This is a genomic window from Actinokineospora pegani (assembly GCF_009745975.1).
Lineage (GTDB): Bacteria > Actinomycetota > Actinomycetes > Mycobacteriales > Pseudonocardiaceae > Actinokineospora > Actinokineospora pegani.
Map to the genome: position 1 here is coordinate 12,779 of NZ_WHOL01000062.1, position 23,115 is coordinate 35,893.

Genomic DNA, 23,115 nt, shown 5'->3' on the forward strand with positions numbered 1-23,115 from the left:
CCGGTGGTTGCGATGCGACCAGGGTCGCAGTCAGCGCAGGGCGACCAGGTCGGCGCCGCGCTGCTCCAGGACCATGGGTCCGGCGGTCGCGCTGAGCACCGGACCGCCGTGCCCGCCCCGGTCGACCGGGATCTCGTCGACCACGCGCCAGCCCGCCGGGGCGAGCACGGTGTACCCGGTCCGCGTGGGCACCAGCACCCGCCCCGCCAGCGCCGTCGCCGGGCCGAGCGCGTCCCGGACAGTCCACAGCGGACGGAAGTCGTCAGTGGACAGACCAGTGGTCGTTTCGCCGTTGTGCCAGGTGAACACACCCCGGAGGGAGGTGGCCCGCGACCGCGGTCCGAAGCGGACGGTGTGCGTGGCGACCTCGATGCCCCGTGCGTCGAGCACGGTGACCCGGTCCGGGTCGGGTAGCGCCACGGCCACCCGCTGGTCGTCGGCGGCGACGAGCCGGGCCCGGTCGCTGGGCAGGATGCGGCTGGTGGTGACCTCCGGCTCGTCCGGTGTCGCGTCGAGCACCGTCGTCCGGTCGCCGTCCTCGTCCGCGCGGCGCTCCAAGACCACGATCGTGTGCGGGGTGGTCAGCGCCGACTCGTGCGCGCAGCCCGGGTCCGGGTTCACCGGGGGTCGGGACGAGTCCGTACTCGGCGGTCTCGACCAGGTCCGAACGCCACGCGCTGAGCAGCCGCCTGCGACCAGCCGCCCCCCGCCGCTGACCAGGTGGACCTGGGGCCCGACGTCGGAGTTCCGCGCGGCTTGGCGCGCGCCGGTCACCCCGTCGAGCGCGACCACCTCGCTGCACGCGCCGCCGTTGTCGAACACGGCCACGGCAGCGGCCCAGGCCACCGCGCAGAGCGGCACGTCGCGGCGGTAGGACCAGCGCGGCTCCCCGGTCAGGGGGTCGCGCCCCAGGACAGCGCCGCCGTCGCCGGCGGCCACCGCCGGGGCCGCGCCGGCCGCCCGCCACACCTCGCGCAGCGCGGTCGGCGCGGTCGTCGGCGGTGCGGCGGCCGCAGCCAGGTCGTCGCTGGTGGGCGACGAGGTCGCGGCGAACTCGCTGCCCCGCCACACCAACACCCCGGCCGCGACGAGCGCCACGACGATCCCGACAGCGGCCACCACGTCCCGGCGCGGCAGGAAGCGGGTCCGCTGGGCGGGAGCTGTCCACCGGCGTGCGGCCGGGTCATGCTGGTCGAGGTGCCGCCTACTCCGCCTGCGCGCCGGAGTCCGAGGTGGTGTCGACGCCCGAGCGGCGGCGACGGCGGCGCGGGCGGGACGGCTTGTCGCCCGCGTCCCCGCCCTCGGTGACCGGGGTCTGCTCGGTGGCCGAGGCCTCCGACTGGCCGTCGGCGGAGTCCACCCCGCCACGGCGGCGGCGACGGCGGCGCGGCCTGCTCTCGCCACCCGCGCCCTCGTCCCCGTCGGCCGGGCGGACCGGCTCACCGGCGGCGCGGCGCGCGGCGCCGGTCGCCTTGGTGCGGCGGGTGCGCTGCTGCGTCCCGCCGTCGCGGGTGCGCGGCTTCTTGCCGCCGAAGTCCTCCTCCGGCTCCGCGTCGAGCCCGGCGCGGGTGCGCTGCGCCATCGGCAGCCGACCGGTCATGCCATCGGGGATGTCCAGGTCGGTGAACAGGTGCGCCGAGGTGGAGTAGGTCTCCACCGGCGCGGGCTTGTCCAGGCCGAGCGCGTCGCTGATGCCCTTCCAGCGCGACTCGTCGTCCCAGTCGACCAGCGTGATCGCCACGCCGGTCTTGCCCGCGCGGCCGGTGCGGCCGATGCGGTGGACGTAGGTCTTCTCGTCCTCGGGGCACTGGTAGTTGATGACGTGGGTGACATCGGTCACGTCGATTCCACGCGCGGCGACGTCGGTGCAGACCAGCACGTCGACCTTGCCCGAGCGGAACGCCCGCAGCGCCTGCTCGCGCGCGCCCTGGCCCAGGTCGCCGTGCACGGCCCCGGCGGCGAAGCCGCGCTCGACCAGCTCGTCGGAGACCTTCTGCGCGGTGCGCTTGGTCCGGGTGAAGATCATGGTCAGGCCGCGGCCCCGCGCCTGCAGCGACCGGGCGATGACCTCGACCTTGTCCAGGTTGTGCGCCCGGTAGACGAACTGCTCGGTGCGCTCGTGGACGGCGCTGGCGTCGTTCTCCTCGGCCCGGATGTGCGTGGGCTGGGTGAGGAACGTGCGGGCCAGGGTGATGATCGGGCCGGGCATGGTCGCCGAGAACAGCATCGTCTGCCGCTCGTCGGGCACCATCCGCAGGATGCGCTCGATGTCGGGCAGGAAGCCCAGGTCGAGCATCTCGTCGGCCTCGTCGAGGACCAGCATGCGGACCTTGCCCAGCACCAGGTGCTGCTGCTCGGCCAGGTCCAGCAGCCTGCCCGGGGTGCCGACGACGACGTCGACGCCCTTGGTCAGCGCCGCGACCTGCGGCTCGTAGGGGCGACCGCCGTAGATGGACAGCACGCGCGCGCCCAGGTGCTTGCCCGCGTCGCGGATGTCGGCGGTGACCTGCAGGCACAGCTCGCGGGTCGGCACGACCACCAGCGCCTGGGGGGTGCCGTCGCCGGGGGTCTCCACCCGCTGCAGCAGCGGCACGCCGAAGCCCAGGGTCTTGCCGGTGCCGGTGCGGGCCTGGCCGATGAGGTCGTCGCCCGCCAGCGCCAGCGGCAGCGTCAGCTCCTGGATGGCGAACGTGCGCTCGATGCCCGCCTCGCCCAGCGCCCGCACGATCTCGGGCCGGACGCCCAGCTCGGCGAAGGTGGGGGAGGTCGGGGCGACCGGGGCGCCCGCGGTGAGCGGGCGCGCGGTGTCGACATCGGGAGCGCCCGCTTCGCTGTGCTCCAGCTCCACGGGGTCGGTGATGGTGGTGGTCTCGTTGTCTCGCGTCAGGGTGATCAGCCTCTCTCATACCAGCGCGCAGCGCCCTGGTCGGGCCGCTCGACCGCGCCGCCGCAAGGGGCGCGGGAGGGCCTGCGAGGCATGCGCGCACCCTCTGTGCCCGGGACGGCGGCGCCACTCGCCACGCGTTTTCCCGAGGTCCTCAGCGCGTCTCGGCCGGGCACTCGAACAGCCGCCCAGGCCGGACGTCCTCCCGAGTCTACCCGTGACCACGTCCGGATACGCTGCCAACCATGCAGAGCGCTGGAACAGGCCCCGTCGAGGGGACGCTGTCGGACGGGGTTGTGGACCTGTTGGGGGTGCTGGCCTACGGCGAGTTGTCCGCTTTCGACCGGCTCTCCGAGGACGCCAGGTCCGCCCCGACGGTGTCCGGCCGAGCCGCGCTGTCGACGATGGCCGCCGCCGAGATGGGCCACTACGCCAAGATCCAGCGCTACCTCGCCGACCACGGCGTCGACGTCGAGGACGCCATCCGACCGTTCATCGGCCACATCGACACCTGGCACGCCTCCACCGCCCCCCGCTCGTGGCTGGAATCACTCGTCAAGGCCTACGTCGGCGACGGCCTGGCCGCCGACTTCTACCGCGAGATCGGCTCCTGGCTCGACGACCGGACCAAGGAGCTGGTGCTCGAGGTCCTGGCCGACACCGGCCACTCCGCCTTCGCCGAGCGCGAGGTCCTCGGCGCCATCGAGCGCGACCGGACCGTGCGCGACCGGCTGGCGCTGTGGGGGCGGCGGCTGCTGGGCGAGGCGCTGACCCAGGCCCAGTACGTCGTCGCCGAGCGCGACGGCCTCGCCGAGCTGATCGTCGCGGGCACCGGCGACCTGTCCGGGATCGCCGCGTTGTTCCGGCGGCTCCAGCAGCAGCACGGCAAGCGGATGTCGACACTGGGGCTGGGCTGAGCGGGGCCGGATTTCGCGTGTGGTGAAACCGGCCGCCCCTTCGCGCGCCGGGTGCGCTCGGCGTACTAGCCTCGGGGCAGCCAGTTTGTTCGATATCGCATTCGCTATGCGCAGAGCCGGAGGTCGGCGTGGAGGTCAAGATCGGTGTCTCGGACACCGTGCGGGAGCTCGTGGTCACCAGCAGCCAGACCCCTGAAGAGGTCGAGGGCTTGGTCGCCGCCGCCCTCAAGGACCAGTCGGGCACGCTGACGTTGACCGACGAGAAGGGGCGCCGCTACCTGGTGGCCTCCGCCAAGATCGCCTACGTGGAGATCGGCGCGGCGGACACCCGCAAGGTCGGCTTCGTTCACTGAGACATTTCTCCCCCGCCCGGCATCGTTCCCGACCGTGTCGCACGGCTGCCGGCCGTGGTGGGGGAGCGAAGTGGGAGTGCGTTGCACATGGGAGAGGCCGCCGCCCNCCGGGCGGCGGCCTCTCCCATGTCCGGGGTGGTCAGGCGTCTGCGGCGTCCACGGTCGTCTGCACGACGAACGGGGGCGTGGACGTGCCCATGATCCGGTAGCGGTCCCACGGGTCCGGGTCGGACAGCTCGCCCGGCGACTCCCCGCCCGGGGTGCGCAGGACGGCCTTGGCCTTGCGGCCGCCGAGCAGCTCGGACAGGCCCTGGTCCGCCGCGACCCGCCCGTACCAGCGGTAGTAGCCGTCGATGGGCTGGAAGTGCCCGCGCAGCTCTACGGTCACGGCGAACTCCCGCTCGCCGACGACCAGGGTGGCCTGGCCGGAGTAGCCGTCGTCCTCGGGGTGCTCGTCGCTCATGCCTCACGCTCCTGCGTCAGCGGGCCGTTGGTCAGCTTGATGACCTTGTTGGCGTCCAGCGGCTTGTTCGGGTCGATGACGTAGCCGTTCATCCGCATCGTGCCGTCGATGGCCGCCCAGATGGTCATGGTCAGGTACTCGACCACCGCGTCGCGGTTCATCGTGCGCCGCTCCAGCCACCACTCGCCGACGTTCTGCACCATGCCGACGATGCCGTGGCCCCACACCTCGGCGCCGCCGGAGTCGAGCTGGAACGCCCGCATGTAGTCGCCGAGCAGGGCGGACAGCGCGTTGGCGATGACCTCTTTGTCCTCGGCGACGATGTCGGCGTCCATCTTGCGGTCGGCGAAGGTGGAGCGGACCAGCAGCCGGTAGAGGTTCGGGTACTCCTCGATGATCTCGAAGAAGGCGCTCAGGCTCTTGCGGATGCGCGGCAGCGGCGCCTCCTCCCGGTTCATCGCCGGGATCAGCCGCTCGAACAGCAGCTCGGTCGCGCGGTGGCCCAGGGCCAAGAACAGGTCGGCCTTGTCGGTGAAGTGCCGGTAGAGCACCGGCTTGGTCACCCCGGCCTCGGCCGCCACGTGCTCCATGCCCAAGTCCGGCCCGTGTTCGTTGAGGGCGCGCAGGGCGGCCTCGACGAACTCCTCGCGGCGGGCGGCCCGGTGCGACTTCCAGCGGTCCCGGCGGGCGTCCCCGGACTCCCGGGGTCGGGGTGAGCTGTGGCGCTTGACACGGTCCGACATGTGCAAGATGCTACCAGAGGTAACTGTTACCGCCGGTAACGCGCGGCAAGCTTGCGCACAACCGGACAATTCGGCCTGGAGGGGTGACTCGACGATGAGCCGCGTGACACAGGTGGCCAAAGTAGCCGATCGGGAGCGGACCGCCGCTCGGCTGCTCAAGTCCTCCGCGGACAAGTTCTACGACCCGCTGGTCGACATCGACTGGGACGCCCCCGTGGTGGCGGGCAAGCATTACCACCCCGAACACCGCGTCTCCCTCTACGGCACGGACCTCTGGGACCGGATGACGCCGGAGCAGCGGATCGAGCTGGGCAAGCACGAGATCGCCAGCATCGCCAGCAACGGGATCTTCTTCGAGGTCCTGCTCATGCAGATGCTGCTCAAGCAGGTCTACAAGCACGACCCGACCAGCGACCACGTGCACTACATGCTCGCCGAGATCGCCGACGAGTGCCGCCACTCGACCATGTTCGGCAAGGCGTGCAAGCGCTTCGGCGCCCCCGCCTACGGCCCGCCCTGGTGGGTCAAGCAGTTGGCCAAGGCGCTGCCGGTGTTCGGCCAGGGCCCGTCGGCCTACGCGGCCATCCTCGTCGCCGAGGAGGTGCTCGACCGCATGCAGCGCGAGCACATGAACGACGAGAGCCTGCAGCCGCTGATCCGCATGGTCAACCGGATCCACGTGCTGGAGGAGGCGCGGCACGTGACCTTCGCCCGCCAGGAGGTCGTGCAGGGCATGGCGGGCGCGGGTCCGGTCGCTCGGCACTACCACCGGGCCTTGACGGCCGTGGTGTCCTACTTCGTGATGCTGTGCCTGGTCAACCCGAAGGTCTACGCGGCCGTCGGGCTCGACCCCAAGGTGGCCGCGCGGGCCGCCCGCGAGAACCCGCACTTCCGAGCCACCCTGCACTACTGGGGTGAGCGGATCATGAAGTTCCTCGACGAGGCCGGGCTGGTCGGCGGTCCGACCATGCCCCTGTGGCGGAAGGCTGGGTTGGTCAAGAAGTGAACGAGCAGATGCTGACCTCTGACGGCGTGCGGCTCCACGTGGTGCTCGACGGCCCGGCCACCTCGCCGGTCACCCTCGTGCTGCTGCACGGCTGGACGATGGACCACCACTCCTGGGACGACGCGATCGCGCGGCTGCCCGGCCAGAAGGTCGTGCGCTTCGACTTCCGCGGCCACGGCGAGTCCGACGCGGCGCCCGCGGGCACCGCCTCCATCGACCAGCTCGCCGACGACCTGGTGGAGGTCGTCAACGCCTTCGCGCCGACCGGGCCGATCGTGCTCGGCGGGCACTCCATGGGCGGCATGACGCTGATGGCCCTGGCCGAGCGCCACCCGCGGTTCATCGCCGACCGCGTCGTCGGCGTCGCCTTCGTGGCCACCACCTCCGGCGGGCTGTCCCGGCTGACCCTGGGCCTGCCGCGCTGGGTGGCGGCCCCGGTGCTCTTCGGCGAGAAGTTCGTCAACCTGGGCCTGGCCCGGCTCAAGCGGCCGAGCCTGCTGGGCAAGTGGGCCGCCTTCGCCCGCCCCGGCGTGCGGTGGCTGGTCTTCGGCCGCAAGCCCAAGCCCGCGCACATCGCCGAGACCGCGGCGGCCGTGGGCCGGTGCAACCCGGCGAACATGGTGGCCTTCCGCAGCGCGCTCAACGAGCACGAGCGCCTCGAGGCGCTCACGGCGTACCGGGGCGTGCCCGCGGTGGTCATGTCCGGCGGCCGCGACCGGCTCTGCTCGGTGGCCGACGGCCGCGTCATCGCCGACGCCCTGCCGGACGCGGAGCTGGCGGTCTACCCGGACGCGGGCCACATGCTCAACTACGAGCGCGTCGACGAGGTCGCCTCGCGCCTCGCGCGCCTGCTGGCGGCCAAGGACACGTCCTCGCGGGCGTCGGCGTGAATCCTCCCCGGTCTGCCCCTGGAGGCGGGGCAGACCGGGGATTCGCCCACCCGCACGTATTACTGATCAGTAGGCCCCCGCGCTACCCGGTGGTAACGTCTGGTTTCGTGGCCGACATCTTCCGCACCTCCGACGACGTGGCGCTCAACGTGGTCGACACCGGTCCCGAGGACGCCCCCACGACCGTCGTGCTCGCCCACGGCTGGACCAGCGACCTGCGCGTCTGGGACGAGGTGGTCGCCCACCTGGTCCCGCACGTCCGGGTGCTGCGCTACGACCACCGCGGCCACGGCCGCTCGGCCGCCGCCCCGCGCGGGTCGGCCACCCTGCCCCGCCTGTCGACCGACCTGGCCGAGCTCATCGCCGACCGCGTCCCCACCGGCGAGGTCGTCGTCGTCGGCCACTCGATGGGCGGCATGACCATGATGTCGCTGGCCGAGACGCACCCCGACCTGGTCGCCCGCCTGGCGGGCGCCATGTTCGTCTCCACCTCCGCCGCGGAGATGTCCGAGCTGACCTTCGGCCTCCCGCGCCCGGTGGTCAAGGCCTTCATGAACCGCCGCCCCCGCTCCCGGTCCCACTCGATGACCACCGGCGCCGTGGTCGAGGGCCTCAACACCACCGCGGCCACCGACGACCCCACCACCGACCTCGCCGACCGCCTGCCCCCCAAGGCGTCCCGGGCCCAGGAGGTCGCGAGCCTGGCCTTCCTGCGCTGGCTGGTCTTCGGCTCCAAGTTCCGCCTGGTCGACGTCCGAGCCACCGCCGACCAGTTGGCGCGCGCGCACAAGGGCACGGTCGGCGGCTTGCAGCGCGACATCCTCCGCAACCACTCCCGCGTCCCGGCCCTGTCCGCCTACAAGGCGGTGCGCACCCAGGTCCTGGTGGGCGAGGCGGACCGGGTGACCCCGCTGGAGCACGCCCACGTCATCGCGCGCGCCCTGCCGGACACCGAGTTCGTCCGCTACCCCGGAGCGGGCCACATGCTCCCGTACGAGCGCAACCGCGAGGTGGCCGCCCGCATCCTCCGGCTGGTGGCCAAGGCCGACGGCAAGGTCCCGCAGGCCGTGGTCTGATCGCCTGGCCGCTGGGGCGTGCTCAGGCCTGGAGCGGGAACCCGCCGCCGATGCCGCGCCACGCCAGGCTCGAGATCAGGTTGACCGCGTCCTCCTTCGGCAGTTGCCGGTTGTCCGACAACCACGCCATGGCAGCGACCTGGCTCACGCCCACGAGCCCCACGGCCAGCAACCGCGCGCGGGGCTCGTCCAGCCCGGCGTCGGCCGTGATCGTCGCGGTGATGGCGTCCACCGACGACGAGGTCGCGCGGTCGACGGCGTCCTGCACCAGCGGCTCGCCGCGCAGGTCGGACTCGAACACCAGCCGGAACGCCTGCGACTCGTTGTCCACGAAGTCGAAGTAGGCGCCCACCGCGTTGCGGACGCGGACCTTGTTGTCGGTGGTGGAGTCCATGGCCTCGGTGACGCGGCGGATGAGCTCGTCGACGTGCTTGTCCAGCAGGGCCATGTACAGCTCGAGCTTGCCGGGGAAGTGCTGGTAGAGCACCGGCTTGCTCACGCCCGCGCGCTCGGCGATCTCGTCCATGCCCGCGGCGTGGTAGCCGTTGGCGGCGAAGACGTCCTGGGCCGCGGCCAGCAGTTGGGCGCGGCGCGCGGTGCGGGGGAGGCGGGCCCCTCGGCCTGCCCCACCCTGCTGAACTGTCTCAGACATGCCCCTCCACCCTTGTTCACGTGCTGCCATCGGGCGGACTCGCCGACCCGAACGGGCGGCCTGAGCTTACTCGCCAGTAACAGAATTCGGGGCACCGGTCCCACAAGATCTTCGCGCGGCCGGGCATCCGGCGTGATCTCCGCCATACTGCGGCGGGGTCCCGGGAGCGCGGGCACACTGGACTGATGAACGTCGCCACCAGCCTGCCCGCGCCGATCACCCGGGTGCCGCTCTCCTCGGCCGCCCTGCCCCCGGTCGACCAGTCGGCCCCCGCCTGGCCGGGCGAGGACGTCGAGTCCAACGGGATCACGCTGCACGTCCGGCGCACCCCGGGCGAGGGCGACGTCACCGCCGTCTACGTCCACGGCCTCGGCGGCTCGGCCACCAACTGGACCGACCTGGCGGGCCAGCTCGCGGGCCACGCCCCCGGCATCGCCGTCGACCTGCCCGGCTTCGGCCGCTCCCAGCCGCCCGGGGGCTACCCGTACACGATCGCCGCGCACGCCGACGCCGTCGCGAAGTGGCTGCGCGGCCTCGAACTGGGCCCGGTGCACCTGCTGGCCAACTCGATGGGCGGCACGATCTCCATCCACCTGGCCGCCCGCCACCCCGACCTGGTGCGCACCCTGACCCTGGTCTCCCCGGCCGTGCCCGACCTGCGCCCCGACCCGCGCCGGATGTCCGACCCGCGCATGGTGCTGGCGATGCTGCCCGTGCTCGGCAACGGCGCCCGCAGGCGGTTGGCGCAGGTGTCGCCGCGGCAGCGGGCCACGCAGATGCTCAACCTCTGCTTCGCCGACCCCTCCGGCGTCTCCCAGGAGCGTCTGGAGGAGACCGCCAACGAGTACGCCGAGCGCGCCAAGCAGGCCTGGGCGAACCCGGCGCTGGCCCAGTCCACCGTCGGCCTCATCCGGTCCTGGCTGGTGGGCGGCAGCCGCTCGGTGTGGCGGCAGCTACCGCGCATCGCCGTGCCCACGCTGGTCGTGTGGGGCACCGAGGACAAGCTCGTCTCGGTCCGCAAAGCACCGCGCACTGCCGAACTGCTGCCCAGGGGCAAGCTGCTCGTGCTGCCGCGCACCGGGCACGTGGCCCAGATGGAGCGGCCCGCCACGGTGGCCCGCGCGGTGCTCGGACTGTGGGAAGGTGCTCAGGACGGTAGCTGGTGACGGGTCTTCCCCGCACCGGTGTGCGCAGGGAAACGCCTGATCGGACGGTGCCGCCGCGAACGGCGGGCGGTGTGGCACCCTTGGGCCGGTGAGCCGAACGACGGGCGAGGACTTCGCCGAGACGCCGTCCCGCTCCGCACCCGACACCCAGGGCGAGCGGTACCGGCCGGGCGCCCGCCGCACCGCGGGCGAGCCCCTGGCGGCCTCCTGGTCGCCGACGCCGCACCCCCAGGACGAGCCCCGCCAGGGGGTCGTGCGCCGCGTGATGGAGACCTACGGCTGGCGCGTCTACGCCCTGCCGGTCCTGGTCGCGGTCACCGCCCTCGCCGTTGTGCAGACCGGCGGCGGCGACGGCGACGTCTCGGCCACCACCCCGCCGGGGGACGCGGTGCGCGCCAACGGCGGGTCCGCCATCGAGACCGGGCCGCCGGAGGCCACCGAGCGCGCCCCCGGGCCGGTCGACGCCACCGTCCCCACCGCGGAGCTGCCGGAAGGCGGCGCGTTCACCCAGGCGGGCGCGGGCACCTGGCACGGCGTCCCGGGCAGCGGCGAGCGCCTCGGCACGGGCGGGCGGCTCTACACCTACACGATCGAGGTCGAGGACGGCATCGACGCCTCGTCCTTCGGCGGCGACGAGGCCTACGCCGCCCTGGTCGACCAGACCCTCGCCGACCCGCGCGGCTGGGCGGGCCTTGGCCAGGTGTCGCTGCGGCGCGTCGAGCCCGGCGGCCCGGCCCCCGACATCCGGATCAGCCTGACCACCCCGGAGACCGCGCACCGCCCGGACAAGTGCGGCTACTCGATCAAGTACGAGGCGTCCTGCTGGCGCGGCAGCGAGAAGCGGCTGATGCTCAACCTGGCGCGCTGGGTGCGCGGCGCGGTGGTCTTCGGCGGCGACATGCTGACCTACCGCCAGTACGCGATCAACCACGAGATCGGCCACGCCTTCCGCAACAGCCACGTCGGCTGCGCGGAGAACGGCGCGCTGGCCCCGGTGATGATGCAGCAGAGCTTCGGCGTGGCCAACAACTACGTCGCCCAGCTCAACCGGGCCGTCGGCCTGCCCGACGCGGTCAAGGAGGACGGGCTGGTGTGCAAGCCCAACGCCTGGCCGAACCCGCAGGCCCAGCCCGCGGGCTGACGCGGGCGTGAGCCGCCTCCCACGATGCGGGAGGAAGGAATTCCCCCGTGGGATGCTGGTGTTCTGAACCGGTGTCAGCCCGTGCTGACCCGGGGACATGAACCGCGTTCGAGGAGGAGCCGATGCCAGGCAGTTTGCCGCCGCTCGTGGAGCCCGCAGCCGAGCTGTCGAAGGAAGAGGTGCAGCGCTACAGCCGCCACCTCATCATCCCCGACGTCGGCGTGGACGGGCAGAAGCGGCTCAAGAACGCGAAGGTGCTCGTCGTCGGCGCGGGCGGGCTCGGCAGCCCGGCGCTGCTGTACCTGGCCGCGGCCGGGATCGGCACGCTCGGCATCGTCGACTTCGACGTCGTCGACGAGTCGAACCTGCAGCGCCAGGTCATCCACGGCCAGTCCGACATCGGCAAGCCCAAGGCGGTCTCGGCCAAGGAGTCGGTCGCCGAGATCAACCCGCTGATCACGGTCAACCTGCACGAGACCGCGCTGGACTCGTCGAACGCGCTGGACATCTTCGCCGACTACGACCTGATCCTCGACGGCACCGACAACTTCGCCACCCGCTACCTGGTCAACGACGCCGCCGTGCTGCTGGGCAAGCCGTACGTGTGGGGCTCGATCTTCCGGTTCGAGGGCCAGGTCAGCGTGTTCTGGGAGGACGCCCCCAACGGGCAGGGCCTCAACTACCGCGACCTCTACCCCGAGCCGCCGCCGCCGGGGATGGTGCCCTCGTGCGCCGAGGGCGGTGTGCTGGGCGTGCTGTGCGCGTCCATCGGGTCGATCATGGTCACCGAGGCGATCAAGCTGCTCACCGGCATCGGCGAGCCGCTGCTCGGCCGCCTGATGGTCTACGACGCGCTGGACATGACCTACCGGACCATCAAGATCCGCAAGGACCCGGAGACCAAGCCGATCGAGGGCCTCATCGACTACGACGCCTTCTGCGGCGTGGTGTCGGCCGACGCCCAGACCGCGGCGGCGGACAGCACCATCACCGTGCGCGACCTCAAGGACAAGTTCGACCAGGGCGACGACTTCGCCCTGATCGACGTCCGCGAGCCGCACGAGTACGAGATCGTCAAGATCGAGGGCTCCACGCTGATCCCCAAGGACCGCATCCTGTCCGGCGAGGCGTTCGCCGAGCTGCCCCAGGACAAGCCGATCGTGCTGCACTGCAAGTCCGGCGCCCGCTCCGCGGAGGCCCTCGCGGCCCTGCACAAGGCCGGGTTCAAAGACGCCGTGCACGTCGGTGGCGGTGTGCTGGCCTGGGCCGCGCAGATCGACACGAGCCTGCCGCAGTACTGAGGCCGCGTTCCGGCCCGAGTCGCCCGAACGGGGGAATGACCCCCGTTCGGGCGGTCTCACCTGCGAAGATCAACTGATTCGGACCCGTGTCGCCGCCGTGCCGGGGCGGCTGGGACGGGTAGCGTGCCGGGCCGTGAGCACTCCGCCGCCCCCGCACGTGCAGGCCGCCTTCGGCGCCCGCAACGCCGACCCGGTGCTGGTCGGCCACGGCCCGGTGTGGCGGTGCGGTGACGTGGCCATGCGCCAGGCGGTGAGCCCGGCGGAGGCTAGCTGGGTGGCCCAGACGCTCAACGACCTCACCGTGCCCGACCTGCGCGTCGCCCGCCCCCTGCGCTCCAGCGACGGCCGCTACGTCGTCGGCGGCTGGATGGCCTTCCGGCACGTCGCAGGCCGCGCCGAACCCCGCTACGACGAGGTCATCTCGGCGTCGCTGCGCCTGCACAAGGCCACCGCGAGCCTCCCCCGCCCCCGCTTCCTCGGCTCCCGCGTGGACGTCTTCGCCACCGCCGACCGAGCGGCCTGGGGCGAGGAGGACAACGCCCCCCTGACCCCCGAACTCGGCGGCCGCCTGTTCGACCTGTTCGCCGAGTCCCGCCAACCCGTCACCCTCACCCCCCAGGTGGTCCACGGCGACCTCTTCGGCAACGTCCTGTTCGACGGCGACGCCCCACCCGGCATCATCGACTTCACGGCCTTCTACCGCCCCGCGGAGTGGGCAGCCGCAGTCGTGGCGATCGACGCCATGTCCTGGGGCGGCGCCGACGACGCCCTGGCCAAACGCTGGTCCCACCTCCCCGAATGGCGCCAGGTCCTCCTCAGAGCCCTCCTGTTCCGCCTGGCGGTCCACGCCCTCCACCCCAAGTCGACCTCCCGCTCCATGCGCGGCTTGGAACGAGCCGCCCACCGCGTGGGCCAACTGATCTAGACCCCCACACACCGCCCCCGGCAGCGCTTGCTTTGCAGCAGCGCGTCCACCCCGACGAGCCGCCCGAGCAACGCATCCGTTCTCGGGAGCCTCACAACGCTCCTGCCCCACCAGTGCGCAAGAAGTGCCCTCCCCGTCACCCACCACCACGCACCGGCAAACTCCGCTTCCTACCGTCCCCTCCACGGTCAGCAAGAGGAGGACGCATGAGTCTCGCCGTCGAATCCCCCGCCAAAACCCCACCACCCACAACACCCCGCAAGGGACGGTGGATCGACCACTGGGAGCCGGAGGACCCCGACTTCTGGGAGACGACGGGCAAGAAGGTCGCCCGCCGCAACCTGGCCTTCTCCATCTTCGCCGAGCACCTCGGCTTCTCCATCTGGGTGCTGTGGTCCGTGGTGGTGCTCAACCTGTCCAACGCGGGCTTCGGCGGCGGGACGCCGTTCACCGCCAGCGAGCTGTTCTGGCTCACCGCCCTGCCGAACCTGGTCGGGGCGGCCCTGCGCATCCCCTACACCTTCGCCGTGCCGAAGTTCGGCGGCAGGCTGTGGACCATCATCAGCGCCGCGCTGCTGTTCATCCCCACCGGCGCGCTGGCCGCCATGGTGCACTTCGACTTCGTGCGCGAGCAGTCGCACGACGCGCAGTTCGCCATCATGCTGGTGCTCTCGGCGCTCGCGGGCGTCGGCGGTGGCAACTTCTCCTCCTCGATGGCCAACATCTCGTTTTTCTACCCGGAGAAGAAGAAGGGACTGGCGCTCGGCCTCAACGCGGCGGGCGGCAACCTCGGTGTCGCGGTCGTGCAACTGCTGACACCGCTGGTCATCATCATCGGCGTCCCCTACGCCATCGCGAAGAACCCGGTCCACCCGGTGCACCTGGCCTACGCGGGCATCATGTGGATGCCGTTCATCGTCGCCGCGGTGGTGGGCGCGTACTTCAAGATGGACTCGCTCACGATGGCCAAGTCCGACACCAGGTCGTACTGGACCTGCCTCAAGGAGCGGCACACCTGGATCATGTCGATCCTCTACATCGGCACGTTCGGCTCGTTCATCGGCTTCTCGTTCGCGCTGCCGCTGGTCATCAAGCTGACCTTCCCCGAGTTCCTGGCGCAGAACCCGTTCATCGGTACCTACCTGGCCGGGCTGGGCTTCCTCGGCGCGCTCATCGGCTCGGTCTCCCGGCCCCTCGGCGGCTGGCTGTCCGACCGGCTGGGCGGCGCGCGCGTCACCCTGGGCGTGTTCATCGCGATGGCCGCGTTCACCGTGCTGGCGATGGTCGGCGTGACCGAGCGCAGCTTCGGGCTGTTCTTCTCCTCCTACATGGTCATCTTCGCGCTCTCCGGCGCGGGCAACGGCTCGACCTACCGGATGATCCCGGTCATCTTCGGCGAGCTGGGCCGCAGGCGGCTGGCCACCAGCGGGCTGACCGAGCAGGAGAGCGCGCTCAGGCACAAGCGCATGGCGGCGGCGGTCATCGGCATCGCCGGGGCGATCGGCGCCTTCGGCGGGTTCCTGATCCAGCAGGTCTTCCGCATGGCCAGCGTGCCGGTCTCCAGCGCCGTCGCGGCGGCCACGACGCCGGAGGCCAAGGCCGCGGCGGCCGACGCCAACGCCACCTGGTCCACCTCCGCGCTCTACGTCTTCATCGCCGCCTACGCGGTCTTCGCGGTGCTGACCTGGTTCTTCTACCTGCGCAAGTCCGACAAGAGCCTCGCTCACGCGGGTGTGTGACCCGCACCGAGGACTGGCCGGTGAAGAGAGCGCCATGTAACAGCGGCGCAATGGACCAGCCCTCGCGAGGTCACAGCAGGCTCCGACCATTGACACGAACCGTCACCAACCGCCCAGGGAGGCACCCGGATGTCGCGCACACTCGTGGTCGTCGGCAACGGAATGGTGGGGCACCGCCTCGTGCAGGCCCTGCGCGACCGCGACACCGCAGGCGGGTGGCGGGTGGTCCAGTTCGCCGAAGAGGCGCGCCCCGCCTACGACCGCGTCGCGCTCACGTCCTACGTGGACGGTTGGGACCCGCTGCGCCTGCGCCTCGACGGCGCCGAGTTCGACAGCGACGACGCGGTGGAGCTGGTGCTGGGAGACCCGGTCGCGACCGTCGACCGGGCCGCCCGCACCGTCACCACCGCCTCCGGCCGCGTCCAGGCCTACGACGCGCTCGCCCTGGCCACCGGCTCCGCGCCGTTCGTGCCGCCGGTCCCCGGCCGCGACCTGCCCGGCTGCCACGTCTACCGCACCATCGACGACCTCGACGCCATCAAGGCCTCCGCCGCCCGGGCGCGGGCGGGCGTGGGCCGCGGCGCCGCGCTGGTCATCGGCGGCGGCCTGCTCGGCCTGGAGGCGGCCAAGGCGCTGCGCGACATGGGCCTGTCCCCGCACGTGGTCGAGCTGGCCCCGCGGCTGATGCCGCTGCAGGTCGACGAGGGCGGCGGCGCGCTGCTCAAGCGGCTGATCGAGGACCTCGACGTCACCGTGCACGCCGGGACCTCCACCGCGGCCATCGAGGGCGACCGGGGCAGGCTGCTGGCCAAGCTGGGCAACGGCACCGAACTGGACGTCGACCTGGTGGTGTTCTCCGCGGGCATCCGCCCCCGCGACCAGCTCGCCCGCGACTGCGGCCTGCCGGTGGGCGAGCGCGGCGGCGTCCTCGTCGACGAGGGCTGCCGCACCGAGGACCCGGACGTCTACGCGATCGGCGAGTGCGCCAACATCGAGGGCCGCGTCTACGGCCTGGTCGCCCCCGGCTACGCCATGGCCGAGATCGTCGCCGACCGGCTGCTGGGCGGCCGCGCGACCTTCCCCGGCGCCGACATGTCGACCAAGCTCAAGCTGCTCGGGGTCGACGTGGCCTCCTTCGGCGACGCGCACGCGGCCACCGAGGGCTCGCTCGAGGTCGTCGTCAACGACGCGGTCAAGGGCACCTACAAGAAGCTGGTCGTCTCCGACGACGCCAAGACCCTGCTCGGCGGCGTCCTCGTCGGCGACGCCGCGGACTACGCCACCCTGCGCCCGATGGTCGGCCGCGCGCTGCCCGGCGACCCCGGGGCGCTGCTCGCCCCGGCGGGCGGGGGCGGGGGAGTCGGGGTCGACGCGCTGCCGGACGAGGCCCAGGTCTGCTCCTGCAACGCGGTGACCAAGGGCGATGTGCGAACGGCGGTGCACGAGCAGGGCTGTGCGGACATCCCGGCGGTGAAGGCGTGCACGCGTGCGGGAACCTCTTGTGGTTCTTGCGTTCCGATGCTCAAGCAGCTCTTGACGTCCTTCGGTGTCGAGCAGTCCAAGGCGCTGTGTGAGCACTTCTCCCAGTCGCGCGCGGAGCTGTTCGAGATCGTGCGCGTCACCGGCGCCACCACCTTCAGCGAGCTGGTGGAGCGCCACGGCACCGGGCGCGGCTGCGACATCTGCAAGCCCGCCGTCGCCTCGATCCTGGCCTCGCTGGGCAACGGGCACATCCTCGCGGGCGAGCAGGGCGTTTTGCAGGACACCAACGACAAGTTCCTGGCCAACATCCAGCGCAACGGCACCTACTCGGTGGTCCCGCGCATCCCCGGCGGCGAGATCACCCCGGAGAAGCTGATCGTCATCGGGCAGGTCGCGCGGGACTTCGGCCTCTACACCAAGATCACCGGCGGGCAGCGGATCGACCTGTTCGGCGCCACCGTCGACCAGTTGCCCGTCATCTGGAAACGGCTGGTGGACGCCGGTTTCGAGTCCGGGCACGCCTACGGCAAGTCGCTGCGCACGGTGAAGTCCTGCGTGGGCAGCACCTGGTGCCGCTACGGCGTGCAGGACTCCGTCGGCCTCGCCGTCGAGCTGGAGCTGCGCTACCGGGGCTTGCGCTCCCCGCACAAGCTCAAGTCCGGCGTCTCCGGCTGCGCCCGCGAGTGCGCCGAGGCGCGCGGCAAGGACTTCGGGGTCATCGCCACCGACAACGGCTGGAACCTCTACGTCGGCGGCAACGGCGGGACGATGCCCAGGCACGCCGACCTCCTCGTGTCCGAAGTGGACAAAGAGACGCTGCTCAAGGTCATCGACCGGTTCCTGGTCTTCTACATCCGCACCGCCGACCGCCTGCAGCGCACCTCGGCCTGGCTCGACGCCATGGAGGGCGGACTCGACCACCTCCGCGACGTCGTGGTGCACGACAGCCTCGGCCTGTGCGCCGAGCTGGAGGCGCAGATGGCCGCGCACGTCGACGGCTACGCCGACGAGTGGGCCGCGGTCCTGCAAGACCCGGAGAAGCTCTCGCGCTTCACCTCGTTCGTCAACGCACCCGGCAGCCCGGACCCCGCCGTCTCTTTCCGCGAGGAACGCGGGCAGCGGGTCCCCGTCCTGCTCGGCACCCCGGAGGTGGCTTCCCGATGACGCTCGCGCAGGACACCGCGCCCACCGCGCGCACGGCCTGGACCGAGGTCTGCCCGCTCGCCCGGCTGCGCCCCGAGGAGGGCGTCGCCGCGCTGCTGCCCGGCGGCGTCCAGGTCGCGGTGTTCCGAACACATGACGGCCAGGTTTACGCACTGGACAATCTGGACCCGTTCTCCCGCGCCAACATCCTCAGCCGGGGCATCGTCGGCGACCTGCGCGGCGTGCCGGTTGTGGCCTCCCCCATGCACAAACAGCACTTCGACCTGCGCACGGGCGCCTGCCTGGAGGACGACGCGGTGGTGGTCGCCACGTTCCCGGTACGCGTCGAGGGTGGGACCATCTCCGTGGGGCGACCATGACCGCGCTCCTGGAGGTTCCCGAGTTGACCGCACCACTGATCGCACCCCTGGCCGGCTACACCATCGGCGTCACCGCCGCCCGCCGCGCCGACGAGCTCGGCGCCCTGATGGAGCGCAAGGGCGCCACGGTGGTGCACGGACCCGCGATCCGCATCATCCCGCTCGCCGACGACAGCGAGCTGCTGGCGGCCACCACCCGCCTGGTCTCCGACCCGGTGCCGGTCGACGTGGCCGTGGCCACCACCGGCATCGGCTTCCGCGGCTGGGTCGAGGCCGCCGACGGCTGGGGGATGGGCGAGCGGCTCATCGACACCCTGCGCGGCTCCCGCGTCCTGGCCCGCGGCCCCAAGGCCAAGGGCGCGGTCCGCGCCGCCGGGCTCACCGAGGACTGGTCCCCGGAGTCGGAGGCCAGCGCCGAGCTGCTCGACCACCTGCTCGCCCGGGGCGTGGCGGGCAAGCGCATCGCCGTGCAGATCCACGGCGAGCCGCTGCGCGAGTTCATCGACGCCCTGCGCGCCGCGGGCGCCGACGTCGTCGAGGTCCCCGTCTACCGCTGGACCGGCCCCGCCGACCCCGCCCCACTGGAGCGGCTCATCGAGACGACCCTGGCAGGCCAGGTCGACGCGCTGACCTTCACCAGCGCCCCCGCCGCCGCCAGCGTCCTGGAGACCGCCGACCGCCTGGGCCGCTTCGACGCCCTCGTCGACCAGCTCACCCACCGAACCCTGGTCGTCGGCGTCGGCGGCATCACCGCGAGCCCCCTGGTCCGCCAGGGCATCCCCGTGGTCTGCCCCGACCGCGCCCGCATCGGCGCCCTGGTCCGCGAACTGGCCGCCGTCCTGCCCGCCAGGGCCAGGCGCATCACGATCGGCGCGGCCGACCTGGAGCTGCGCGGCCAGGCCGCCGTGGTCGACGGCGGCCTGCGCCCCATCCCGCCCGCCCCGATGGCGCTGCTGCGCGCCCTGGCCGAGGACCCGGGCCGGGTGCTGTCCCGCCCCGCCCTGGTCGGGGTCCTGCGCAAGCACTCCGGCCGCGAGGCGGGCGTCGACGAGCACGCGGTGGAGACCGCCGTCGGCAGGCTGCGGGCGGCGCTGGGCGCCCCCGGCCTGGTCCAGACCGTCGTGAAGCGCGGGTACCGGCTGGCGGTGCCGGTCGCATGACCCTCGTCCTCGTCGCCCACGGCACCCGGGCCCCCGGCGGGGCCGAGACCGTCCAGGCCATCGCCGACCAGGTCCGCGACCTGCTGCCCGAGGTCCCGGTCAAGGTCGCCTTCGCCGACGTCCGCGCCCCCGACGTCACCGCCGTCCTGCGCGCCACCAGGGGCCCCGCCGTCGTCGTCCCCGCCTTCCTGGCCTCGGGCTACCACGTCCGCACCGACGTCCCAGCCCAGGTCGAGGCGGCTGGCGCGAACGCCACCATCACCCCGGCCCTGGGCCCGGCGCCCGCACTGGTCCTGGCCCTGCACGAACGCCTCGTCGAGGCAGGCTGGCGCGCGGGCGACCAGGTCGTGCTCGCCGCCGCGGGCTCCTCGGACCCCCGCGCCCTGGCCGACGTCCGCCGGGCCGCGGTCCTGCTCGGTGCCCGCACCGGCTCCGCGGTCCGCATCGGCTACGCCGCGACGGCCGCCCCCACCGTCGCCGAGGTGGTCGACTCGCTGCGGGCCCGGTGGCCGCGCGACCGCACCCCCCGGGTCGCGGTGGCGTCCTGGCTGCTGGCCCCCGGCCTGTTCCACCGGGCCGTGGCCGCCACCGGGGCCCCGGTGATCGCCCAGCCGCTCGGCGACCACCCCCGCGTCGCCCACCTCGTCGTGCGCCGCTACACCGAGGCCGTCGTCTACCGTTCGCTCGATTTGGCGGTCTGACCCCGCCCGCTGTGTCTACGCTGCGCGGTGTTCGCACACCGGCAGTGAGGAAGAGGCGGCAGATGGGCGAGAACCGTTACCGGTTAACGAGATCGGCAGTCGTGAGTGGACTCGCGACCGCCCTGCTCGCCCTCGTGGGCTGCGCGGGCACGGTCTCCGGGACGCCCACCGCGGCCACCCAGCAGACCTCCACCCCCGTCACCGAGCCCTCCGAGCGCCCCTCCACCACCCGGTCATCGGCGCCCACCCGCTCCAGCACCCAGACCACGGCATCCGACCCGGGCATCCCGACCGTCGACCAGACCGCCGCCGCCCAGTACTGCGACCGGCCGTTCAAGGGCGCCCTGGGCAAGGACATGCTCGCCGTCGTCGTCGAGACCCCGGGCGGCATCCTCGACTGCGAGAACGCCGCCGCGATCCTGTTCGACTACTACGCGGCCCGCCCGAACCCGGAGACCGGCCTGCCCCCGTTCGACATCGGCCCACTCACCTGCAACCAGGTGCCCGAACCGGACTTCCCGCAGGTCGTGTGCGCCGACGCGGACAACCTCATCTACTCCATGTGGCCGCAGACCTGACCCCGGAATAATTGAACGCGCAACCAAGTTGCTCCGGATCGAGGCCCCACAAGGGGTCCGACCAGCCCGAAGGGAGCGCGCGATGCCCGCGATCACCGCTGACACCCTGACCCTGCCCCGCCTGCCGGAGCTGCCCGAGGCCGCGACGGCCTGGCGCAAGGTGCACAAGGTCGTGCGCGCCGCGAAGTTCCTCGAGGGCGAGGGCTTCCAGGTGCGCCGCCCGTTCCCCAGCCTCGACCTGGCCATGGCCGACCCGTTCCTGCTGCTCGACCACATGGGCGCGGTCGAGTACGGCCCGGGGGAGGCCAAGGGCGCCCCGTGGCACCCGCACCGCGGCTTCGAGACCGTCACCTACATGATCGACGGCGCCATGCAGCACACCGACTCCATCGGCGGCGGCGGCCTGATCACCGACGGCTCCACCCAGTGGATGACCGCGGGCCAGGGCATCCTGCACAACGAGGTCCCACCCCAGGACCTCGTGGCCGCGGGCGGGCTGTTCCACGGCGTGCAGCTCTGGGTCAACCTGCCCCGCGCGCTCAAGCTGGTCCAACCCCGCTACCAGGACATCGCCGCCACCAGCGCCAGCCTGATCGCCAGCGACGACGGCGGAGCCCTGGTCAGGATCATCGCGGGCGAACTCGACGGCCACGCGGGCCCGGGATCGACCTACTCGCCGATCACCTACCTGCACGCCACCGTCAGCCCCGGCGCCCGCCTCGCCATGCCGTGGCCGAGGGACTTCAACGCCCTCGTCTACGTCCTGTCCGGCGAGGGCACCGTCGGCCCCGAATCCCGCCCACTCGCCGAAGGCCACCTGGCCGTCCTGACCGCGGGCGAAGCCCTCACCCTCCAAGCCGCCCCCACCCCAACCCCCTGGGAAATCCTCATCCTGGGCGGCCGCCCCATCAACGAGCCGGTAGCCCGCTACGGCCCCTTCGTCATGAACACCCGCCAAGAACTATCCCAAGCCTTCGACGACTACCAGGCAGGCCGCCTAGGCCAAATCCCCGCCACCCACCTGTCCCCCGCCGACGACCAGTCCTGACCCCCAAGGAGGGCAGCCATGACCACCCCCACCCCCACCTTCGACCTGGACGCCCTGGACACCCAGGCCCTGCTCGACCGCGCCCACCTCCACCAGGACGCGGGCGACCACCGCACGGCCGTCCGCTTCCTGGCCCAGGCCGCCACCCACGAACCCCGCGACACCGCGATCCTGACCGAACTGGCCCTGGCCCAGTTCCACACCGCCGCCCTGACCGCCGCCGAGGCCACCGCCCGCCAACTGATCACCCTGGCCCCCACCGACGCCTACGGACACCTGCTCCTGGGCCGCACCCTGGCCCGCCAGTCCCGCCACCGCGAGGCCCTACCCCACCTCCGCCTGGCCGTGGCCATGTCCGGCCAGTGGGCAGACCACCTCACCGAATCCGAAACCCGCGCCTGACCCGGGCGCGAACCGCCCACCCCGATGCGGCCCGGAGCCAGACCGGACCAGCCAGACCGGTCAAACGAGGGCCAGCCAGCGGAGCCCGGCCGCCGGAGCCCGGCCGCCCGGGCTGGGCAAGCCGGGCCGGGCAAGCCGGGCCGGGCGAGTCGGGCCGGATTCGTCAAGTGAGGCAAGCGGGCGAGCCGGGCTGGCTCAGCTCAGCCAACGGGCGAGGCTGGCCGGGTCGAGTTGGGTCGATCCAGCCGGGCCGGGCAACCCGGCGAGCTTCGCCGTGCCGGGCCAGCTAGGCAGGTTGGCCTGGTTGAGGTGGGCCCGCCTGGTCGAGCTGGTCCCGCTCGCGAGCTGGGTCGGCCCGCTCGAGCCGGGTCGGTCCACTCGCTGGGTCAGCCCGGTCGAGTTGGGCCAGCCCAGTCGGGCTGGGGTCAGCCCGGTTCAGCCGGGCCAGCCTGCTCGCTGGGTCCGCCTGGTCGAGCTGAGGCAGCCCAGTCGGGCTGGGGTCATCCCAGTCGGGCTGGGGTCAGCCCGGTCGAGCCGGGTCGGCCCGCTCGCCGGGTCCGCCTGGTCGAGTCGGGCCATCCCGGTCGGGCTGGGGTCAGCCCGGTCCAGCCTGCTCGCTGGTCCGCCTGGTCGAGCTGAGGCAGCCCAGTCGAGCCGGGGTCAGCCCGGTCGAGCCGGGTCGGCCCGCTCGCTGGGCCAGCCTGGTCGAGTTGGGCCAGCCCGGTCGGGTGGGGTCGGGCCCGCGAGCTGGACTAGCCCGGTTGAGGTGGCCGGTTCGTGAGCTGGGCCAGCTGGCCGGTTCGTGAGCTGGGCAATCTGGTCGAGGTGGGCGCGCCCGCGAGGTGGGTTGGCCCGGTCGAGCCGGGTCGGCCCGCTCGCTGGGCCAGCCCGGTCGGGCTGGGTCGGCCCGCTTGCTGGGTCAGCCCGGTCGGGCTGGGTCGGCCCGCTTGCTGGGTCAGCCCGGT

Annotated in this window: 22 protein-coding genes; 17 read left to right on the forward strand and 5 right to left on the reverse strand. The window is 72.7% G+C overall.

The genetic code is table 11. The features are described 5' to 3' along the window. Positions 1 to 30: 30 nt before the first annotated feature. Both GCL84_RS07745 and GCL84_RS07750 read right to left on the reverse strand, forming a co-directional pair. Entirely contained in the window at positions 31 to 1,119 is a 1,089-nt protein-coding gene (locus tag GCL84_RS07745) for an Rv3212 family protein (RefSeq protein ID WP_156754696.1), read from the reverse strand. A gap of 85 nt (positions 1,120 to 1,204) precedes the next feature. Further along, positions 1,205 to 2,848 (reverse strand): DEAD/DEAH box helicase, encoded by a 1,644-nt coding sequence (locus GCL84_RS07750; protein WP_235926064.1) that lies wholly within the window; start codon positions 2,846 to 2,848, stop codon positions 1,205 to 1,207. Between the two features lie 281 nt (positions 2,849 to 3,129). Here GCL84_RS07750 and GCL84_RS07755 point away from each other — a divergent pair, with 281 nt between their 5' ends. Both GCL84_RS07755 and GCL84_RS07760 read left to right on the forward strand, forming a co-directional pair. Beyond that, complete coding sequence (locus GCL84_RS07755) at positions 3,130 to 3,801, forward strand: ferritin-like fold-containing protein (RefSeq protein ID WP_156754698.1); 672 nt, start codon at positions 3,130 to 3,132, stop codon at positions 3,799 to 3,801. A gap of 128 nt (positions 3,802 to 3,929) precedes the next feature. Further along, a complete protein-coding gene (locus GCL84_RS07760) occupies positions 3,930 to 4,154 on the forward strand; it encodes a DUF3107 domain-containing protein (protein ID WP_156754699.1) in 225 nt (74 codons plus the stop codon). A 139-nt stretch (positions 4,155 to 4,293) separates the two neighbouring features. On the opposite strand, the gene GCL84_RS07765 is transcribed toward GCL84_RS07760, so the two are convergent. Both GCL84_RS07765 and GCL84_RS07770 read right to left on the reverse strand, forming a co-directional pair. Next, on the reverse strand, positions 4,294 to 4,617 hold the full coding sequence (locus GCL84_RS07765) for a DUF4873 domain-containing protein (protein WP_156754700.1): 324 nt from the start codon (positions 4,615 to 4,617) through the stop codon (positions 4,294 to 4,296). Beyond that, positions 4,614 to 5,369, reverse strand: a complete 756-nt coding sequence (locus tag GCL84_RS07770) for a TetR/AcrR family transcriptional regulator (protein WP_407924374.1) — start codon at positions 5,367 to 5,369, stop codon at positions 4,614 to 4,616. The genes GCL84_RS07765 and GCL84_RS07770 overlap by 4 nt, the downstream gene beginning before the upstream one ends. Positions 5,370 to 5,454: 85 nt before the next feature. Between GCL84_RS07770 and GCL84_RS07775 the strand changes: the two genes are divergently transcribed. From GCL84_RS07775 to GCL84_RS07785, 3 genes are all read left to right on the forward strand, one after another. Then, positions 5,455 to 6,366, forward strand: coding sequence for an AurF N-oxygenase family protein (locus GCL84_RS07775; RefSeq protein WP_156754702.1), 912 nt, complete (start codon positions 5,455 to 5,457; stop codon positions 6,364 to 6,366). Positions 6,367 to 6,374: 8 nt separating this feature from the next. After that, positions 6,375 to 7,256 (forward strand): alpha/beta fold hydrolase, encoded by an 882-nt coding sequence (locus GCL84_RS07780; RefSeq protein WP_156754703.1) that lies wholly within the window; start codon positions 6,375 to 6,377, stop codon positions 7,254 to 7,256. Positions 7,257 to 7,363: 107 nt separating this feature from the next. Beyond that, positions 7,364 to 8,332, forward strand: a complete 969-nt coding sequence (locus tag GCL84_RS07785) for an alpha/beta fold hydrolase (protein ID WP_235926065.1) — start codon at positions 7,364 to 7,366, stop codon at positions 8,330 to 8,332. Between the two features lie 22 nt (positions 8,333 to 8,354). On the opposite strand, the gene GCL84_RS07790 is transcribed toward GCL84_RS07785, so the two are convergent. Further along, positions 8,355 to 8,984 (reverse strand): TetR/AcrR family transcriptional regulator, encoded by a 630-nt coding sequence (locus GCL84_RS07790; protein WP_156754705.1) that lies wholly within the window; start codon positions 8,982 to 8,984, stop codon positions 8,355 to 8,357. Positions 8,985 to 9,169: 185 nt separating this feature from the next. On the opposite strand from GCL84_RS07790, the gene GCL84_RS07795 reads away from it, so the two are divergent. The 12 genes from GCL84_RS07795 (at position 9,170) to GCL84_RS07850 (ending at position 22,150) form a co-directional block, all read left to right on the forward strand. Continuing rightward, positions 9,170 to 10,150, forward strand: coding sequence for an alpha/beta fold hydrolase (locus GCL84_RS07795; RefSeq protein ID WP_156754706.1), 981 nt, complete (start codon positions 9,170 to 9,172; stop codon positions 10,148 to 10,150). A gap of 88 nt (positions 10,151 to 10,238) precedes the next feature. Beyond that, on the forward strand, positions 10,239 to 11,291 hold the full coding sequence (locus tag GCL84_RS07800) for a DUF3152 domain-containing protein (RefSeq protein WP_156754707.1): 1,053 nt from the start codon (positions 10,239 to 10,241) through the stop codon (positions 11,289 to 11,291). A 122-nt stretch (positions 11,292 to 11,413) separates the two neighbouring features. Next, a complete protein-coding gene (gene moeZ, locus GCL84_RS07805; protein WP_156754708.1) occupies positions 11,414 to 12,592 on the forward strand; it encodes an adenylyltransferase/sulfurtransferase MoeZ in 1,179 nt (392 codons plus the stop codon). A 133-nt stretch (positions 12,593 to 12,725) separates the two neighbouring features. Beyond that, on the forward strand, positions 12,726 to 13,517 hold the full coding sequence (locus tag GCL84_RS07810; protein ID WP_235926066.1) for a TIGR02569 family protein: 792 nt from the start codon (positions 12,726 to 12,728) through the stop codon (positions 13,515 to 13,517). A gap of 206 nt (positions 13,518 to 13,723) precedes the next feature. Then, positions 13,724 to 15,256 (forward strand): MFS transporter, encoded by a 1,533-nt coding sequence (locus tag GCL84_RS07815; protein WP_156754709.1) that lies wholly within the window; start codon positions 13,724 to 13,726, stop codon positions 15,254 to 15,256. Between the two features lie 129 nt (positions 15,257 to 15,385). Further along, on the forward strand, positions 15,386 to 17,902 hold the full coding sequence (nirB, locus tag GCL84_RS07820; protein WP_156754710.1) for a nitrite reductase large subunit NirB: 2,517 nt from the start codon (positions 15,386 to 15,388) through the stop codon (positions 17,900 to 17,902). Then, positions 17,899 to 18,261: a nitrite reductase small subunit NirD gene (gene nirD / locus GCL84_RS07825; RefSeq protein WP_156754711.1), complete on the forward strand. Its 363-nt coding sequence runs from the start codon at positions 17,899 to 17,901 to the stop codon at positions 18,259 to 18,261. The genes nirB and nirD overlap by 4 nt, the downstream gene beginning before the upstream one ends. Beyond that, a complete protein-coding gene (locus GCL84_RS07830; protein WP_156754712.1) occupies positions 18,258 to 19,421 on the forward strand; it encodes a uroporphyrinogen-III synthase in 1,164 nt (387 codons plus the stop codon). Before nirD ends, GCL84_RS07830 begins: the two co-directional genes overlap by 4 nt. Further along, positions 19,418 to 20,122: a sirohydrochlorin chelatase gene (locus tag GCL84_RS07835; protein WP_156754713.1), complete on the forward strand. Its 705-nt coding sequence runs from the start codon at positions 19,418 to 19,420 to the stop codon at positions 20,120 to 20,122. The genes GCL84_RS07830 and GCL84_RS07835 overlap by 4 nt, the downstream gene beginning before the upstream one ends. Positions 20,123 to 20,223: 101 nt before the next feature. After that, positions 20,224 to 20,700 carry a hypothetical protein gene (locus GCL84_RS07840; RefSeq protein WP_156754714.1) on the forward strand — a complete coding sequence of 159 codons (477 nt, stop codon included), beginning with the start codon at positions 20,224 to 20,226 and terminating at the stop codon, positions 20,698 to 20,700. An 82-nt stretch (positions 20,701 to 20,782) separates the two neighbouring features. Continuing rightward, positions 20,783 to 21,748 (forward strand): pirin family protein, encoded by a 966-nt coding sequence (locus GCL84_RS07845; RefSeq protein WP_156754715.1) that lies wholly within the window; start codon positions 20,783 to 20,785, stop codon positions 21,746 to 21,748. An 18-nt stretch (positions 21,749 to 21,766) separates the two neighbouring features. Continuing rightward, positions 21,767 to 22,150, forward strand: a complete 384-nt coding sequence (locus GCL84_RS07850; protein ID WP_156754716.1) for a tetratricopeptide repeat protein — start codon at positions 21,767 to 21,769, stop codon at positions 22,148 to 22,150. Positions 22,151 to 23,115: the final 965 nt, after the last annotated feature.

Bases quoted from the DNA above. Each gene is read 5' to 3' on its own strand.
- GCL84_RS07755 (WP_156754698.1), top strand. From the start codon at position 3,130: ATGCAGAGCGCTGGAACAGGCCCCGTCGAGGGGACGCTGTCGGACGGG.
- GCL84_RS07765 (WP_156754700.1), bottom strand. From the start codon at position 4,617: ATGAGCGACGAGCACCCCGAGGACGACGGCTACTCCGGCCAGGCCACC.
- GCL84_RS07775 (WP_156754702.1), top strand. From the start codon at position 5,455: ATGAGCCGCGTGACACAGGTGGCCAAAGTAGCCGATCGGGAGCGGACC.
- GCL84_RS07780 (WP_156754703.1), top strand. From the start codon at position 6,375: ATGCTGACCTCTGACGGCGTGCGGCTCCACGTGGTGCTCGACGGCCCG.
- GCL84_RS07790 (WP_156754705.1), bottom strand. From the start codon at position 8,984: ATGTCTGAGACAGTTCAGCAGGGTGGGGCAGGCCGAGGGGCCCGCCTC.
- GCL84_RS07795 (WP_156754706.1), top strand. From the start codon at position 9,170: ATGAACGTCGCCACCAGCCTGCCCGCGCCGATCACCCGGGTGCCGCTC.
- moeZ (WP_156754708.1), top strand. From the start codon at position 11,414: ATGCCAGGCAGTTTGCCGCCGCTCGTGGAGCCCGCAGCCGAGCTGTCG.
- GCL84_RS07815 (WP_156754709.1), top strand. From the start codon at position 13,724: ATGAGTCTCGCCGTCGAATCCCCCGCCAAAACCCCACCACCCACAACA.
- nirB (WP_156754710.1), top strand. From the start codon at position 15,386: ATGTCGCGCACACTCGTGGTCGTCGGCAACGGAATGGTGGGGCACCGC.
- nirD (WP_156754711.1), top strand. From the start codon at position 17,899: ATGACGCTCGCGCAGGACACCGCGCCCACCGCGCGCACGGCCTGGACC.
- GCL84_RS07830 (WP_156754712.1), top strand. From the start codon at position 18,258: ATGACCGCGCTCCTGGAGGTTCCCGAGTTGACCGCACCACTGATCGCA.
- GCL84_RS07835 (WP_156754713.1), top strand. From the start codon at position 19,418: ATGACCCTCGTCCTCGTCGCCCACGGCACCCGGGCCCCCGGCGGGGCC.
- GCL84_RS07845 (WP_156754715.1), top strand. From the start codon at position 20,783: ATGCCCGCGATCACCGCTGACACCCTGACCCTGCCCCGCCTGCCGGAG.
- GCL84_RS07850 (WP_156754716.1), top strand. From the start codon at position 21,767: ATGACCACCCCCACCCCCACCTTCGACCTGGACGCCCTGGACACCCAG.